The sequence below is a fragment of the Rhodococcus globerulus NBRC 14531 genome (assembly GCF_001894805.1).
GTDB lineage: Bacteria > Actinomycetota > Actinomycetes > Mycobacteriales > Mycobacteriaceae > Rhodococcus_F > Rhodococcus_F globerula.
Genome location: NZ_BCWX01000006.1, coordinates 192,789 through 208,059 on the forward strand (window position 1 = coordinate 192,789; position 15,271 = coordinate 208,059).

A 15,271-nucleotide genomic window follows, 5' to 3' on the forward strand; every position below is an offset into this window, starting at 1 on the left:
ACGATGTCGATTGGCGACGTCGACCCGGCGACCATTGAAAGGGACACCATGAAGGCAGGAATCCACCCAACCTACGTAGCGACCACCGTCGTTTGCGGTTGCGGTAACACGTTCGAGACTCACAGCACCAAAGAGTCCGGACGCATCAACGTCGAGGTTTGCTCGCAGTGCCATCCCTTCTACACGGGCAAGCAGAAGATTCTCGACACCGGTGGACGCGTTGCTCGCTTCGAGGCTCGCTACGGCAAGCGCGCAGACAGCAAGGTTCAGACCGAAGACTAGCTGTTCCGCCGACGCCCGATCTGCAATTGCGGATCGGGCGTCGGCTTTTTTGTGCCTGCACTCGGTTTTGCGCGTTTCCCGGGTAGTAGCGTCGAATTATCTTTAAGCGCGCACCGTAGGAAACGAAAACTCAGAGCGGAGCGAACCATGGCAGGCGCAACCAAGCCCTCGGCCATCGACGACATCCTGGCAGAACATGCCGGTCTCGAAGCGCAGATGTCCGACCCGGCGCTGCACAACGACCCGACGGCCGCCCGCCGTGTCGGAAAGCGGTTCGCCGAGCTCTCGCCCATCATGTCGACGTACAACAAGCTCACTGCTGCGCAGGACGATCTGGAAGCCGCGCGTGAACTCGCTGCCGACGATTCCAGCTTTGCCGCGGAGATTCCGGACCTCGAGGCCGAGGTCGCACAGCTCGAGCAGACGCTGACCGATCAACTTGCCCCGCGTGATCCCCACGACGGTGACGACATCGTCCTCGAAGTGAAGTCGGGTGAAGGCGGCGAGGAGTCGGCACTCTTTGCTTCCGACCTGGCCCGCATGTACGTCCGCTACGCGGAACGTCACGGCTGGCGCGTCGAAATCCTGGATGCGACGGTCTCCGATCTCGGTGGATACAAAGAAGCAACCATTTCGATCAAGAGTAAGTCCGATACCCCAGACGGCGTATGGGCACGACTCAAGTTCGAGGGCGGCGTTCACCGCGTCCAGCGCGTGCCCGTCACCGAATCGCAGGGACGTGTGCATACTTCCGCCGCCGGTGTCCTGGTGTACCCGGAACCCGAAGAGGTCGAACAGGTTCAGATCGACGAGGGTGACCTGCGCATTGACGTCTACCGCTCGTCCGGCAAGGGTGGCCAGGGCGTCAACACCACCGACTCCGCGGTGCGAATTACTCACCTGCCCACCGGAATTGTGGTCACGTGCCAGAACGAACGCTCGCAGCTTCAGAACAAGGCCCGCGCCATGCAGGTGCTGGCCGCTCGTCTGCAGGTTGTCGCGGAGGAAGCCGCAGACGCGGAAGCTTCCGCCGGACGCCAGAGCCAGGTCAGGACCGTCGACCGCTCGGAACGTATCCGCACCTACAACTTTCCCGAGAACCGCATCACCGATCACCGCATCGGATTCAAGTCGCACAACCTCGACGCGGTTCTCGACGGAGAGCTTGATCCGCTCCTCGACGCACTGGGCAAGGCGGACCGCGAGGCCCGCCTCGCAGCCGAATAGGCGGGCGACATGACAACTCGTGAATTTCTCAGGCGTGGCAGGCTGTACGCGTGAGCAGACTCCCACTCCGTTTGGCGCTGATCGAGGCAGCCAAAGAGCTCGACGCGGCCGGCGTACCCAGCCCACGTAATGATGTCGAACTGCTGGCGTCGCATCTGCTCGGGGTAGAGCGCACCCGCCTAGGCCTGATTCCGTTGGTCGACCCCGAGGTGATCGAGGCGTTCAACGGCATGGTGGCGCAGCGCGCGAAGCGAATCCCGTTGCAGCACATCATCGGCAGCGCGTCGATGGGCAATATCGACGTTGCCGTCGGTCCGGGTGTGTTCATCCCGCGGCCCGAAACCGAGTTGCTGATGGGCTGGGCACTCTCGTTCCTCGAAGGATGCGGCAGTAGGCCTCCGGTTGTCCTGGACCTGTGCACCGGCTCGGGCGTGCTTGCGCTGTCCATCGCCGAGGCAAGGCCGGACGCTGTGGTGCATGCCGTGGAGAAAGAGCCCGCCGCGCTGGCGTGGGCGCGTCGCAACGCCGCGGACCGCGAAACAGCGGGGGACACCCCGATTCATCTTCATCAAGGTGATGTCACCGATCGCAATCTGCTGCAGGCTCTCGAAGGCAAAGTCGACCTCGTCGTCTCCAACCCGCCGTACATTCCCGAAGGGGCGCAGCTGCAGCCCGAGGTCATGGATTACGACCCGCACACGGCTCTCTTCGGTGGTCCGGACGGTTTGTCCGTCATCAAACCCATGATCAGCAACATCGCGCGCTGGCTGCGGATCGGCGGCGCCGCCGGGATCGAGCACGACGACACCAACGGCGACGGCGTCGCGGCACTGTTCTCCGGTCGACGGGTGTTCGGCGAAGTGGAGCAGCATCCGGACCTGGCCGGTCGCCCCCGTTTTGTTGTCGCGAGACGCGTCGCCACCGACGTGGAAGCCCAGCGTGAGCGAGACCACGGAATGCCGAGTGACAGGATGGTCCAGTGAGCACCGTTTACGACTGTAGTGAAATTGATACCCGTACGGCAGGTCTAGCTGCCGCTAAGAATGCACTCAAAGCCGGCCGCTTGGTTGTCCTTCCGACAGACACGTTGTACGGATTGGCTGCTGATGCGTTCGACAGCGAGGCCGTCACGAGCCTCCTCCGTGCCAAGGGGCGCGGCCGGGACATGCCGGTTCCCGTTCTGGTCGGATCCTGGAACACCATCGACGGACTCGTCTACAGCGTCCGTCCGCAGGCACGCGATCTCGTTCGCGCATTCTGGCCGGGCGGGCTGAGTCTGGTTGTCGAACAAGCACCCTCACTGGCCTGGGATCTCGGCGATACGCGCGGAACGGTCATGCTTCGCATGCCGTTGCACCCCGTCGCATTGGAATTGCTGCGCGACGTCGGACCGCTTGCCGTCTCGAGCGCCAACATCTCCGGACGCCCACCGGCCACCACGGTCGACGAGGCTCGTGATCAGCTAGGCGGCTCGGCCAGCGTCTACCTCGACGGCGGACCGGCAGCACACGCGGTGGCGTCGACGATCGTGGATCTGACCGGCGACTCGCCCCGTATTCTGCGAGTCGGCGCCGTGTCGGCGGAAGATATCGCAGACGTGTTGGGCACCACGCCGGAAAGCCTTGTAGAGGGAGTTTCGTAACGATGGTCGGTGCCCGCCAGAACACGGGTGATTCTCCCCAGTGATCACGACGCACCAGGCCACCGAAATCCTTGCGCAGTCCAGCGGGGGAACGGGCGTACCGATCCGAGAACTCCTGCTGGTTCTGTGCACCGCTGCTGTGGTCACCTATCTGGCTACCGGCGCAGTGCGGATCCTGGCCATTCGCTTCGGAGCGGTGGCGATACCGCGCGACCGTGACGTCCACGTTCAGCCGACGCCTCGGCTCGGTGGTGTCGGAATGTATGTGGGTTTGGCTGCCGGGCTACTCTTCGCGCAGCAATTGCCTGCTCTGACACGAGGATTCGAGTTCGACAGTCATGACGTTCAAGCGGCGCTGGTGTCCGGCGGTGTCATAGTCCTGGTCGGCATAATCGACGACAAGTGGGGACTCGACGCCCTCACGAAGTTCGTCGGTCAGGTGACTGCTGCCGGAATCATGGTGGTGATGGGCGTCAGTTGGTTCATCATCTACAACCCGTTCGGTGACGGCGGATCGACCATCATTCTCGACCAGATCCAATCGGGCCTGTTCACGGTTGCCGTTGCCGTCGCAACTATCAACGCCATGAATTTCGTCGACGGTCTCGACGGTCTGGCGGCGGGACTCGGCCTTATTGCCGCGGTCGCGATCCTCCTCTTCTCGATCGGACTCCTGCACGATCAGGGCGGTGATGTCAGCGTGTACCCGCCGGCGATGATCGCCGCTGCTCTCGCCGGAGCGTGCCTCGGATTTCTGCCGCACAATTTCAATCCGGCACGGATATTCATGGGTGATTCCGGATCCATGCTGATCGGACTCATGCTTGCCGCGATTTCGACGTCCGCGTCCGGCCGGATTCCGCTGACGGCCTACGGCACGCGCGATCTTGTCGGTCTCCTCGCGCCGTTGCTGCTGGTCAGTGCTGTGATGTTCATCCCCATGCTGGACATGCTGCTTGCGGTCATCCGCCGCACGAGGGCAGGTGTGAGTCCGTTCAGTCCGGACAAGATGCATCTGCATCACCGGTTGCTGCAGATCGGTCACACCCATCGCCGAGTTGTGCTGGTCATCTACTCGTGGGTGGGGGTTCTTGCCTTCGGCGCTGTGGGATCTTCGCTGCTGGATCGACAGTTGGTTGTTGTCCTCGTGGCGGCCGGGTTACTTGCGGCATTCCTGTTCACGGCGATCCCGTCACTGCGCGATCGCCGGCAGGAGCGAGGGTAGGGAACTTTTCCGATCCATTACCCTTGAGCATCGTGACGAACACCCCGCAATCAGTGCCGGCATCGCAGCCCATTCCCGATTCGACCGCAGCAATGCGCTCCGCAGTGAAGTGGGGCGTGATCGGACTGGTTGTGCTGACCATTGTCGGTTCCCTGCTCGGGTGGCTGATCGGCGGTAAGGAAGGCCTGTACGGCGCGCTTCTCGGCGCCGCCGTCGGCGGTGGGTTCATTCTCTTCACCGCACTGGGTGTTCTTCTCACGTCGAAACTGCCGGCCCTGACCGCTGGTGCAGTTCTTCTCGGGACCTGGTTGCTCAAGATGATCCTGGCAATTGTGGTGCTCGCGATTCTGAAACCGCTCGACTTCTATGACAAGACGTCGTTGGTACTGGTCATGGTATTTGCGTTGGTTATCGTCCTCGGGGCGGAAACATACGGTGTTCTCGGAACCAAGACGCCGTACGTGGACCCCACCCCGAGCGCCCCGGTCAACGACGAAGAGTAGTACTACAAATCGTAACGAACCGCCCCTTCAGGTACCCCATCTACACAATGTCGTAGATGACTTGGTAGGGTCAGCGTCAAGCGAGAGCAAAGGCAGGCTAGGTAACCCTCAGCCGACGATGCCATGTGCTCGCAGGTGGCCGATATTCTGGGCCACTGAGTCGACGAGAGTCGCCGACACCGACAGAAGCCAGACCCCCGCGAGGGTTCTCCAGCAACTGACGAATGCGCGAGTCGAACTTGTCGACTTGTAGATCGTCAATGTCCGATCGAACCGCAGTCAATGATGGCTGCGGACCGACTACGGGAGAGAACGCTGAGCGTCACCACCCTGGCCGCCGTGGAGTTCCACGCGCCGTCACTAGACGATTTTTTCCCCGAATCAGTACTGATTCACGCGGGTCCGTTCGAGCTCGACCGACTGATGCTCATCCGCATTCTGATGTCGGTGTTGGTAGCAGCGTTCTTCGCAATTGCGATGCGCAGCCCGCGGTTGATTCCGCGTGGTGTGCAGAACGTAGCCGAGATCGCGTTGGACTTCGTTCGCGTGCAGATCGCTGAAGACGTTCTCGGTAAGGAACAGGGCAAGCGATTCCTGCCCGTCATTGCCACGATCTTCTTCGTCGTCATCGCCAACAACGTCTCCGCGATCATCCCCTTCTTGAACATCTCACCGAACGCGCGTATCGGTATGCCGTTGGTTCTCGCGGCACTCGCATACATCGTCTTCAACTACGTGGGCATCAAGAAGTACGGCTTCTTCAAGTACGTGAAGAGCAGCATCGTTGTGCCCGGCGTTCCGACTGCCCTGCACTTCCTGCTGATCCCGATCGAGTTCATCTCGACGTTCGTCCTGCGCCCCTTCACGTTGATGGTTCGTCTTATGGCCAACATGTTGGCCGGCCACATCCTGCTGGTGCTGTTCCTCGGAGCAACGAACTTCTTTGTCCTCAACGGCGGCTTCCAGGCACTCTTCGGTGTTGCCTCCCTGGCCGCGGCTATCGCCTTCACCTTCTTCGAAATCCTGGTGATCGTGCTGCAGGCCTACGTTTTCTCTCTGCTGGCCGCGGTCTACATCGACCTCGCCTTGCACGCCGAAGATCACTGACCACACCACATTTCAGCTACACCAAGAACTGAGCCTTTCGTCGACACCGGCGAAGGTCAACTGAAAGGGAATGGAACACCATGAGCGTCGCTTACCTGGCACAGGAAGTTGCCGAGCAGACCATCACCAACAAGGGTTATGGCGCCATCGGCTACGGCCTCGCGGCAATCGGCCCCGGCATCGGTATCGGCATCGTTGTCGGTAAGGCAATCGAGGGCATGGTTCGCCAGCCCGAGATGGCCGGACAGGTTCGTACCACCATGTTCCTCGGTATTGCATTCACCGAGGCCCTCGCGCTGATCGGCCTCGTCGCCGGCTTCATTTTCTAAGAGACCGACATGGCAGCCACCATTACTCTGCTCGCGGCCGCTGAGGGTGAGACTCACAACCCTCTCGTGCCCGCGACGTACGACATCGTATGGTCCATCGTCTGCCTCGTCGTTGTCGGTTTTGTCTTCTGGAAGTTCGTACTTCCGATGTTCCAGAAGGTCCTTGCCGATCGCACCGAGCAGATCGAGGGCGGGATCAAGAAGGCCGAAGAGGCACAGGCCGAGGCAAAGGACGCGCTAGAGCAGTACCGCGCGCAGCTTGCCGAAGCTCGCACCGAGGCCGCGCAGATCCGTGAGGAAGCGCGCACCCAGGGTCAGCAGATCATTGCTGACATGAAGGTTCAGGCGCAGGAGGAGAGCGATCGCATCGTGGCCGCAGGCCACAGCCAGCTCGTCGCCCAGCGTCAGCAGATCGTCGCTGAGCTCCGCTCGGATCTCGGCAAGACCGCTGTAGACCTGGCCGAGAAGGTCATCGGAGAGTCCCTCGCCGACGACGTGAAGCGTGCCGGAACGGTTGATCGATTCCTCAACGAGCTCGACGCCGTCAGCGCTGATTCAGCCAGGAAGTGAGCAACATGTACGCAGCGAGCCGTGAATCCTTGGCGCAGACGCGTTCTGCGCTGAGCAGCGCCCTGGGCGCAGTCTCTGCAGGTGCCGCTACCGCGGCCGCTGCGCAGGCTGGGTCCGAGCTCTTCTCGGTGGTCGAGGTACTTGACGGCCAGCGCGCTCTTCGCAGCGCGCTGGCTGACGCTTCGGCACCGGTCGCTGGTCGCCAGGGCTTGGCTGAGCAGTTGTTCTCCGGAAAGGTCGGCGCGGAAGCGCTGGCAACCGTGAAAGCAGCTGCAGGCCAGGATTGGTCAGCGGGCCGCGACTTGGTCAACTCGCTCGAACTGCTCGGCCGCGAAGCTCTGCTTCGCGCCGCAGCCGATCAGGGCCAGTTGGACACCGTCGAGGACGAGCTGTTCCGTCTCGGCCGCATCGTGGCAGGGGATCCCAGCCTGGAGCAGACGCTCTCGGATCTGTCGGTTCCCGCAGCCCGCAAGCGTGAGTTCCTTTCGCGCCTGCTCTACGGCAAGGTCACCGCGGTCACCGAGGCACTTGCCGGACAGGCCGTCGGCCGGTTGAAGTCTGCACCCGCAGACACTTTCGACCAGCTGTCGAATCTTGCCGCCGCGCAGCGTGATACCGCTGTTGCCCACGTGCGCAGCGCTTCGGCGTTGAGTGCGGAGCAGACGGATCGTTTGACGAGCACACTTACCCGCACCTACGGGAAGCCGGTAACCGTGCACGTCGAGATCGATCCCGCACTTCTCAGCGGCTTGGTCGTCCGGGTGGGCGACGAGGTCATCGACGGTAGTGCAGCGGGACGACTCGCAGCACTGCGGAAGAACCTCAAATAGTCCTTCAGCCGAACACACACTCCAGATCTTTTCGAAGACCAGATACCGAGAGCAGGAAAAACATGGCGGAGCTGACGATCTCCTCCGACGAGATCCGTAGCGCGATCGACAACTACACCGCGAGCTACTCCCCGGAGGCCTCCCGTGAGGAGGTCGGCACAGTGACCGACACCAGTGACGGCATTGCGCACGTCTCTGGCCTGCCTTCGGCTATGTCCAACGAGCTGTTGGAGTTCCCCGGTGGAATCGTCGGCGTCGCGCTCAACCTGGATGCCACCGAAATCGGTGCAGTCATCCTGGGTGACTACCAGAACATTCAAGAAGGCCAGGAAGTAAAGCGCACGGGCGACGTTCTGTCGGTTCCCGTCGGCGACGCTTTCCTCGGCCGCGTCATCGACCCGTTGGGTGCTCCCATCGACGGCCTCGGCGAGATCGAGAGCACCGAAAACCGTGCACTCGAACTGCAGGCCGCTTCGGTGCTCGAGCGCCAGCCGGTCGAAGAGCCGCTCCAGACCGGTATCAAGGCTATCGACGCCATGACCCCGATCGGCCGCGGCCAGCGCCAGCTCATCATCGGCGACCGCAAGACCGGCAAGACCGCGGTCTGCATCGACGCGATCCTGAACCAGAAGGCCAACTGGGATTCCGGCGATGTCAACAAGCAGGTTCGCTGCATCTACGTTGCCATCGGTCAGAAGGGCTCCACCATCGCGGGCGTCAAGGCTGCCCTCGAGGAGAAGGGCGCGATGGAGTACACCACCATCGTTGCTGCTCCGGCTTCTGATTCCGCAGGCTTCAAGTGGCTCGCACCGTACACCGGCTCGGCCATCGGCCAGCACTGGATGTACCAGGGCAAGCACGTTCTGGTCGTGTTCGACGACCTGACCAAGCAGGCAGAGGCGTACCGCGCCATCTCGCTGCTGCTGCGTCGCCCGCCGGGACGTGAGGCATACCCCGGTGACGTCTTCTACTTGCACTCCCGTCTGCTGGAGCGTTCGGCGAAGCTGTCCGACGCACTCGGTGGCGGCTCGCTGACGGCTCTGCCGATCATCGAGACCAAGGCAAACGACGTCTCGGCATACATCCCGACCAACGTCATTTCCATCACCGACGGCCAGGTCTTCCTCGAGTCCGACCTGTTCAACAAGGGCGTTCGCCCCGCGATCAACGTCGGTATCTCGGTCTCCCGCGTCGGTGGCGCTGCACAGACCAAGGGCATGAAGAAGGTTTCCGGTTCGCTGCGTCTGGAACTGGCTCAGTTCCGTGAGCTCGAAGCGTTCTCCGCCTTCGCATCCGATCTCGACGCTGCCTCCAAGGCTCAGCTCGAGCGCGGTGCCCGTCTGGTCGAGCTGCTCAAGCAGGATCAGTACAGCCCGATCCCCGTCGAAGACCAGATCATCTCGATCTACCTCGCCGGCGAAGGCACCTTCGACAGCGTCCCGATCGGCGACGTCCGTCGCTTCGAGAAGGAACTGCTCGAAGACCTCAAGCACTCGGCTGCAGGCGTTTACTCCAGCATCAACGGCGGTAAGGCACTCGATGCCGACAACGCTGCTGCGCTGATCGCTGCAACCGACAAGTTCAAGGAAGGCTTCATCGCATCCGACGGAAGCCGGGTCGTGAACGAAGCCGAGGCCGACGCTCTGGGCGCAGACGAGGTCGCGAACGAGCAGATCAACGTCAAGCGCAAGACCGTCAGCAAGTGACGCACGCGCCCATGACACTGCGAATTCCGAAGGGAGAGTGATTGATCGATGGCAAGCATTCTCGAATTGCGGTCCCGTATCAAGTCGGTCAACTCGACCAAGAAGATCACCAAAGCACAGGAACTGATCGCGACTTCGCGTATCACGAAGGCTCAGATTCGCGTCGCCGCATCCAAGCCGTATGCCGAGGAGATCACGAAGGTACTCACCGAATTGGCGAGTGCGTCTGCTTCGCTCGATCACCCGCTGCTCAACGAGCGTCCGGAGCCCAAGCGGGCTGCGGTGCTCGTTGTCACCAGTGACCGCGGCATGTGTGGTGGCTACAACTCCAACGTCCTCAAGCAGGCAGAAGAGCTCATGGCTCTGCTCCGCACCGAGGGCAAGGAGCCGGTTGTCTACGTGCTCGGTTCCAAGGGACTCGGTTACTACACCTTCCGTGGCCGCGACATCGGTGCTGCGTGGACGGGCTTCTCGCAGGATCCGGGTTACTCGGATGCCGCGAAGGCCAGCCGCCACCTGGTGGAGCTCTTCATGGCAGGTTCGGGCAACCAGGTCGACGCTCCGAACGGCGAAGGCACCATCGAGGGCGTCGACGAACTCCATATCGTCTACACCCGCTTCGTGTCGATGCTGACCCAGACCCCCGAGGTTCGCCGTATGGCTCCCCTCGAGGTGTCCGTGTCCGAAGAGCGCATCGAACTCGGCGACGACATGCTGACCAACGGTCACGACGACGACCACTCCACCGGTCCCGTCGCTGACTTCAGCTTCGAGCCCGAGCCGGAGAAACTGCTCGGCGCACTTCTGCCGAAGTACGTCAGCACGCGTATCTTCTCGTCGCTTCTCGATGCTGCGGCATCGGAGTCGGCAGCCCGTCGTACCGCTATGAAGGCCGCGACGGACAACGCAAACGAACTGGTGAACACGTTGAGCCGTCAGGCCAACCAGGCTCGCCAGGCCCAGATCACCCAGGAAATCAGCGAGATCGTCGGCGGCGCCAACGCGCTCGCCTCGAGCGCAGGAAGTGACTAGCACATGACCGCAGCAGTAACCGAAAACAACGGGGCAGGTTCGGCTTCGGCCGTAGCCGGCCGCGTCGTGCGGGTCATCGGTCCCGTCGTGGACGTTGAATTCCCGCGTGGCGCTGTTCCTGAACTGTTCAACGCCCTGAACGCCGAGATCACGCTTCCCTCGGTCGCCAAGACGCTGACGCTCGAGGTTGCTCAGCACCTCGGTGACAACCTGGTCCGCACCGTCTCCATGCAGCCCACCGACGGCCTGGTCCGCGGCACTGCAGTGACCGACTCGGGCAAGCCGATCTCGGTTCCCGTCGGTGACGTCGTCAAGGGCCACGTGTTCAACGCACTGGGCGATTGCCTCGACACACCCGGCCTCGGCCGTGACGGCGAGCAGTGGGGCATCCACCGCAAGCCACCAGCCTTCGATCAGCTCGAAGGTAAGACCGAGATCCTCGAGACCGGCATCAAGGTCATCGACCTTCTCACCCCGTACGTCAAGGGTGGAAAGATCGGTCTGTTCGGTGGTGCCGGCGTCGGCAAGACCGTTCTGATCCAGGAAATGATCACGCGTATCGCTCGCGAGTTCTCGGGCACCTCGGTGTTCGCAGGCGTCGGTGAGCGTACCCGTGAGGGCACCGACCTCCACCTGGAAATGGAAGAGATGGGCGTCCTCCAGGACACCGCCCTTGTCTTCGGCCAGATGGACGAGCCGCCCGGAACGCGTATGCGCGTCGCCCTGTCCGCACTGACGATGGCGGAGTACTTCCGCGACGTTCAGGGCCAGGACGTCCTGCTGTTCATCGACAACATCTTCCGCTTCACGCAGGCAGGTTCCGAGGTTTCCACCCTCCTCGGCCGTATGCCTTCGGCAGTGGGCTACCAGCCCACGCTTGCGGACGAGATGGGTGAGCTCCAGGAGCGCATCACCTCGACCCGTGGTCGTTCGATCACGTCGCTGCAGGCTATCTACGTGCCCGCCGACGACTACACCGACCCCGCGCCGGCTACGACGTTCGCGCACCTCGATGCCACCACCGAGCTCTCGCGCCCGATTTCGCAGATGGGTATTTACCCCGCTGTGGATCCGCTGAGCTCGACCTCCCGCATCCTGGAGCCCGGCATCGTCGGTGCCGAGCACTTCCGCGTTGCCAACGAGGTCAAGCGCATCCTGCAGAAGTACAAGGAACTGCAGGACATCATCGCCATCCTCGGTATGGACGAGCTTCAGGAAGAGGACAAGGTCCTCGTGGGCCGCGCCCGTCGTATCCAGAAGTTCCTCGGCCAGAACTTCATCGTTGCCGAGAAGTTCACCGGTGAGCCCGGCTCCGTCGTGCCGCTTCGCGACACCATCGAAGCCTTCGACCGCGTCTGCAAGGGCGAGTTCGATCACCTTCCCGAGCAGGCATTCAACAGCTGTGGTGGACTCGACGACGTCGAGGCTGCAGCCAAGAAGATGGCCGGGAAGTAGTCCACGATGGCTGAGATGACCGTAGAACTCGTTGCCGTCGAGGAGCGCTTGTGGTCGGGTACGGCGACGCTGGTCAGCGCTCAGACGACTGAGGGCGAGATCGGCATCATGCCTGGGCATGAGCCGGTTCTCGGCCAGCTCATCGAGGGCGGCACCGTGTCGATCACGTCTGTCGACGGTGAGCGCATCGTCGCGGCAGTTCACGGCGGTTTCCTGTCGGTGACGGCTACCACCGTCACGATTCTGGCCGAGTCCGCGGACATGGCCGAGGACATCGACGTGAGCGCTGCCAAGGCAGTACTCGCTGACACCCAAGCCGACGACGAGGCGATTGCGGTCGCCAAGGGTCAGCTTCGGGCAGTCGAGCGCGCGTAGTTAATCAGAGCAAAGCCGCGACGGGAGCCGACGAACAGTGACATTCGGAATGACTGTGTTGATCATTCTGGTTGTGCTGCTCGCGGTTCTCGTCGCGGCTTTTCTGTACCGTCTGGTGATCCTGCGCCGCGGTGGTACGGCAGCACTTCTTCGTGTTCTGCCCTCTCCGGGGGACAGCGGGTGGCGACACGGAATCATTCGCTACGGCGAAAGCTCCTTCGTATTCTTCAAACTTTCTTCTCTCCGGCCCGGTCCGGATTCACGTGTCGACCGTCAAGGCATCGAGGTCGAGAGCCGTCGCTCTCCCTCCGGTACCGAATTCGACATCATGAGTGACGACATCGTTGTCCTGCGTCTGCGTGATGGGTCGTCGAACTACGAAATCGCTTTGGACAGTGGAGCGTTGACCGCGTTCCTGTCCTGGGTGGAATCTCGGCCAGACGGGCGTGCCCGCAGGCGACGTACCGCCTGACCGGAGGTGCGGCGTCAGGCGCCGGCGCCTGGCTTCCAGAGAACATCACCGTTCGGATTGGCAACTCTTCCCATGATGAAGAGCAGATCCGACAATCTGTTGAGGTATTTGGCGGGCAGAACGCTCGTGTCGTCAGGGTGCGCATCGATAGCCGACCACGCCGCTCGTTCGGCTCGGCGAGATACGGTCCGAGCAACGTGCAGTAGAGCTCCCAACGGCGTTCCGCCGGGCAGAATGAACGAATTCAGCGGTGCCAGTTCATCATTGAGTTCGTCGCACCAGCCTTCGAGGCGATCGATGTATGCCTGGGTAATGCGCAGCGGCGGGTATTTGGGATTCTCGACGACCGGGGTGGACAGGTCGGCTCCCGCGTCGAAGAGGTCGTTCTGAATCTGTCGAAGTATCGCCGTCAGACTCTCCGACGGATTGCCGAGGGCCAACGCAACACCGATCGCGGCATTGGTTTCGTCGCAATCCGCATATGCGGTCAGGCGCGGGTCGTTCTTGGACACGCGCGAAAAGTCGCTCAGTCCTGTGGTGCCGTCGTCGCCGGTCCGGGTGTAGATCTTCGTTAGGTGAACACTCATACGCCAACGGTACCGGCGCGGAGTTTCGACGGTTGTGGCTCTAGGCTGTGAACCGTGAGTGAGCACTTTCTTGTAACCGGGGGTCAGCGCCTCGAAGGTGAAGTTTCAGTCGGGGGCGCCAAGAACAGTGTGCTGAAGCTGATGGCTGCAGCATTGTTGGCCGAGGGCACTACCGTCGTGACCAACTGCCCAGACATCCTCGACGTTCCGCTGATGGCGGACGTGCTGCGAGGCCTGGGGTGCGAAGTCGAACTTGAAGATTCCGAAGTTCGGATCACGACGCCGGCCGAACCGAAATACCACGCAGACTTCGACGCCGTGAAGCAGTTCCGCGCATCGGTCTGTGTCTTGGGACCACTCGTAGCGCGTTGTCGACGGGCCGTGGTTGCCCTTCCCGGTGGCGATGCGATCGGATCCCGCCCACTCGACATGCATCAGTCTGGTCTTCGACTTCTCGGTGCCCACAGCGAAATCGAGCACGGGTGTGTTGTGGCGCAGGCCGATGACCTGCACGGCGCAAACATCCGCCTCGTATTTCCGTCGGTCGGTGCTACTGAGAACATCCTCATGGCTGCCGTTCTCGCGCGTGGTGAAACGGTCATCGACAATGCGGCACGTGAACCGGAGATCGTCGATCTGTGCAACATGCTGAACCAGATGGGGGCAAAGGTCAGTGGCGGGGGCTCCACGACGCTCACCATTCAAGGTGTTCGCAAACTGGAACCGACCACACACCGGGTCATCGGTGATCGCATCGTTGCAGCAACCTGGGGCGTCGCCGCGTCGATGACCAGGGGGGATGTACGCGTTCGTGGGGTCAACCACAAGCATCTCGGGTTGGTCCTCGACAAACTGCGAACTGCAGGCGCCGAAGTGACACCGGAAGTCGACGGTTTTCGAGTTGTCCAACGTGAGCGGCCCAAAGCCGTCAACTTTGCGACGCTCCCGTACCCGGGATTCCCGACGGACCTCCAGCCCATGGCCATCGGACTGGCAGCAGTGGCAGAGGGAACGTCGATGATCACAGAGAACGTCTTCGAATCCCGTTTCCGGTTCGTGGAGGAAATGATCCGTTTAGGCGCAGACGCCCGGACCGACGGTCACCATGCCGTAATCAGGGGAGTGCCGGTTCTGTCCAGCGCGCCGGTGTGGTCTTCGGACATTCGCGCCGGAGCTGGACTTGTTCTTGCCGGCTTGGTGGCAGATGGCGTAACCGAAGTGCACGACATCTTCCACATCGACCGCGGCTATCCGCGCTTTGTCGAGAACCTGCGTGGACTGGGCGGGATTATCGAGAGGGTCAGCACCGAATAGTCGGGGTGCTCGGGGTCACATCGGGCAGTTGTGCGGCTTAGTTGGATTCAGCCGGCACGGAAATCGCTGTGACCTCGCAAATCTTGTTCAGTCCAGTAGAGCGACCAGGCGATTTGTTAATTCGTTGAAGGTTCGCGTAACTTATTCCAAGTCAGAGCGACACGGACACCGACTCCCGCTTCACAGCGAGTGACACGAGGTTGTACGAAGTGCCTGGCCAAAATCCGAAGTAGTTTCCATCATGTATGGTTGTGCTTCAACCCCAGTTCTTCTTCACGATGTTCCGGTTTGCGCCGGTGACTTCGATGGGATAGGCTGGAAAAGTTGCCCCGGAGCGAGTGGCCTGAAGGTCGCGGTGATGGTGTGCGCGTGTTCTTTGAGAACTCAACAGTGTGTCGATGAATGTCAGTGCCAAATTATTTGGTACTTCACATGTCGAATGATGTTCCGGGCCTTCGGGTTTCGGTTCTGATGTTCGGGGTGTGAGTATTTTTCGTCGGTGATTGTTCATTCTTCCGTCTGAATGGTTGCCGACACATTTTTTGCTAGTTGAGTTTTTTTGCTAGTGATTTGACTCTTTTTGTCTATGACTGATTAGTGGGCTTGCCCATGAAA

The 15,271-nt window shown here is 61.5% G+C and carries 17 protein-coding genes; 16 read left to right on the forward strand and 1 reads right to left on the reverse strand.

All coding sequences use genetic code 11. From position 1 onward, the window contains the following. The first annotated feature begins 48 nt into the window (after nt 1-48). The 15 genes from rpmE (at nt 49) to RG2_RS26640 (ending at nt 12,755) form a co-directional block, all read left to right on the forward strand. Nucleotides 49-282: a 50S ribosomal protein L31 gene (rpmE, locus tag RG2_RS26570; RefSeq protein WP_033236138.1), complete on the forward strand. Its 234-nt coding sequence runs from the start codon at nt 49-51 to the stop codon at nt 280-282. A 147-nt stretch (nt 283-429) separates the two neighbouring features. Continuing rightward, entirely contained in the window at nt 430-1,509 is a 1,080-nt protein-coding gene (gene prfA, locus RG2_RS26575) for a peptide chain release factor 1 (protein ID WP_033236097.1), read from the forward strand. 50 nt (nt 1,510-1,559) lie between these two features. After that, the gene (prmC, locus tag RG2_RS26580) at nt 1,560-2,492 is read left to right on the forward strand and encodes a peptide chain release factor N(5)-glutamine methyltransferase (protein WP_033236098.1); all 933 of its coding nucleotides are present in this window, start codon (nt 1,560-1,562) and stop codon (nt 2,490-2,492) included. Further along, nucleotides 2,489-3,151, forward strand: coding sequence for an L-threonylcarbamoyladenylate synthase (locus tag RG2_RS26585; protein ID WP_033236099.1), 663 nt, complete (start codon nt 2,489-2,491; stop codon nt 3,149-3,151). The genes prmC and RG2_RS26585 overlap by 4 nt, the downstream gene beginning before the upstream one ends. A 40-nt stretch (nt 3,152-3,191) precedes the next feature. Continuing rightward, nucleotides 3,192-4,376 (forward strand): glycosyltransferase family 4 protein, encoded by a 1,185-nt coding sequence (locus RG2_RS26590; protein WP_033236100.1) that lies wholly within the window; start codon nt 3,192-3,194, stop codon nt 4,374-4,376. A gap of 23 nt (nt 4,377-4,399) precedes the next feature. Further along, complete coding sequence (locus tag RG2_RS26595; RefSeq protein WP_033236101.1) at nt 4,400-4,879, forward strand: Cg1360 family ATP-synthase-associated protein; 480 nt, start codon at nt 4,400-4,402, stop codon at nt 4,877-4,879. Between the two features lie 282 nt (nt 4,880-5,161). Next, on the forward strand, nt 5,162-5,986 hold the full coding sequence (gene atpB / locus RG2_RS26600) for a F0F1 ATP synthase subunit A (RefSeq protein WP_045071318.1): 825 nt from the start codon (nt 5,162-5,164) through the stop codon (nt 5,984-5,986). A gap of 80 nt (nt 5,987-6,066) precedes the next feature. Continuing rightward, on the forward strand, nt 6,067-6,315 hold the full coding sequence (locus RG2_RS26605) for an ATP synthase F0 subunit C (RefSeq protein WP_033236102.1): 249 nt from the start codon (nt 6,067-6,069) through the stop codon (nt 6,313-6,315). 9 nt (nt 6,316-6,324) lie between these two features. Further along, nucleotides 6,325-6,885, forward strand: coding sequence for a F0F1 ATP synthase subunit B (locus RG2_RS26610; RefSeq protein WP_033236103.1), 561 nt, complete (start codon nt 6,325-6,327; stop codon nt 6,883-6,885). 5 nt (nt 6,886-6,890) lie between these two features. After that, nucleotides 6,891-7,715 carry a F0F1 ATP synthase subunit delta gene (locus tag RG2_RS26615; protein WP_033236104.1) on the forward strand — a complete coding sequence of 275 codons (825 nt, stop codon included), beginning with the start codon at nt 6,891-6,893 and terminating at the stop codon, nt 7,713-7,715. A gap of 62 nt (nt 7,716-7,777) precedes the next feature. Next, on the forward strand, nt 7,778-9,421 hold the full coding sequence (atpA, locus tag RG2_RS26620; protein ID WP_033236105.1) for a F0F1 ATP synthase subunit alpha: 1,644 nt from the start codon (nt 7,778-7,780) through the stop codon (nt 9,419-9,421). Between the two features lie 48 nt (nt 9,422-9,469). Continuing rightward, complete coding sequence (locus RG2_RS26625) at nt 9,470-10,453, forward strand: F0F1 ATP synthase subunit gamma (protein ID WP_033236106.1); 984 nt, start codon at nt 9,470-9,472, stop codon at nt 10,451-10,453. 3 nt (nt 10,454-10,456) lie between these two features. After that, nucleotides 10,457-11,908: a F0F1 ATP synthase subunit beta gene (atpD, locus tag RG2_RS26630; protein ID WP_003941349.1), complete on the forward strand. Its 1,452-nt coding sequence runs from the start codon at nt 10,457-10,459 to the stop codon at nt 11,906-11,908. Between the two features lie 6 nt (nt 11,909-11,914). Beyond that, on the forward strand, nt 11,915-12,283 hold the full coding sequence (locus RG2_RS26635) for a F0F1 ATP synthase subunit epsilon (RefSeq protein WP_033236107.1): 369 nt from the start codon (nt 11,915-11,917) through the stop codon (nt 12,281-12,283). 49 nt (nt 12,284-12,332) lie between these two features. Further along, nucleotides 12,333-12,755: a DUF2550 domain-containing protein gene (locus tag RG2_RS26640; RefSeq protein WP_033236108.1), complete on the forward strand. Its 423-nt coding sequence runs from the start codon at nt 12,333-12,335 to the stop codon at nt 12,753-12,755. 14 nt (nt 12,756-12,769) lie between these two features. On the opposite strand, the gene RG2_RS26645 is transcribed toward RG2_RS26640, so the two are convergent. Then, a complete protein-coding gene (locus RG2_RS26645; RefSeq protein ID WP_033236109.1) occupies nt 12,770-13,342 on the reverse strand; it encodes a cob(I)yrinic acid a,c-diamide adenosyltransferase in 573 nt (190 codons plus the stop codon). 54 nt (nt 13,343-13,396) lie between these two features. On the opposite strand from RG2_RS26645, the gene murA reads away from it, so the two are divergent. After that, nucleotides 13,397-14,656, forward strand: coding sequence for a UDP-N-acetylglucosamine 1-carboxyvinyltransferase (gene murA / locus RG2_RS26650; protein ID WP_033236110.1), 1,260 nt, complete (start codon nt 13,397-13,399; stop codon nt 14,654-14,656). Nucleotides 14,657-15,271: the final 615 nt, after the last annotated feature.

Excerpts from the sequence above, each read along its gene's own strand:
- rpmE (WP_033236138.1), top strand. The coding sequence starts at position 49 with ATGAAGGCAGGAATCCACCCAACCTACGTAGCGACCACCGTCGTTTGC.
- prfA (WP_033236097.1), top strand. The coding sequence starts at position 430 with ATGGCAGGCGCAACCAAGCCCTCGGCCATCGACGACATCCTGGCAGAA.
- atpB (WP_045071318.1), top strand. The coding sequence starts at position 5,162 with ATGATGGCTGCGGACCGACTACGGGAGAGAACGCTGAGCGTCACCACC.
- RG2_RS26605 (WP_033236102.1), top strand. The coding sequence starts at position 6,067 with ATGAGCGTCGCTTACCTGGCACAGGAAGTTGCCGAGCAGACCATCACC.
- RG2_RS26610 (WP_033236103.1), top strand. The coding sequence starts at position 6,325 with ATGGCAGCCACCATTACTCTGCTCGCGGCCGCTGAGGGTGAGACTCAC.
- RG2_RS26615 (WP_033236104.1), top strand. The coding sequence starts at position 6,891 with ATGTACGCAGCGAGCCGTGAATCCTTGGCGCAGACGCGTTCTGCGCTG.
- atpA (WP_033236105.1), top strand. The coding sequence starts at position 7,778 with ATGGCGGAGCTGACGATCTCCTCCGACGAGATCCGTAGCGCGATCGAC.
- RG2_RS26625 (WP_033236106.1), top strand. The coding sequence starts at position 9,470 with ATGGCAAGCATTCTCGAATTGCGGTCCCGTATCAAGTCGGTCAACTCG.
- atpD (WP_003941349.1), top strand. The coding sequence starts at position 10,457 with ATGACCGCAGCAGTAACCGAAAACAACGGGGCAGGTTCGGCTTCGGCC.
- RG2_RS26635 (WP_033236107.1), top strand. The coding sequence starts at position 11,915 with ATGGCTGAGATGACCGTAGAACTCGTTGCCGTCGAGGAGCGCTTGTGG.
- RG2_RS26640 (WP_033236108.1), top strand. The coding sequence starts at position 12,333 with ATGACTGTGTTGATCATTCTGGTTGTGCTGCTCGCGGTTCTCGTCGCG.
- RG2_RS26645 (WP_033236109.1), bottom strand. The coding sequence starts at position 13,342 with ATGAGTGTTCACCTAACGAAGATCTACACCCGGACCGGCGACGACGGC.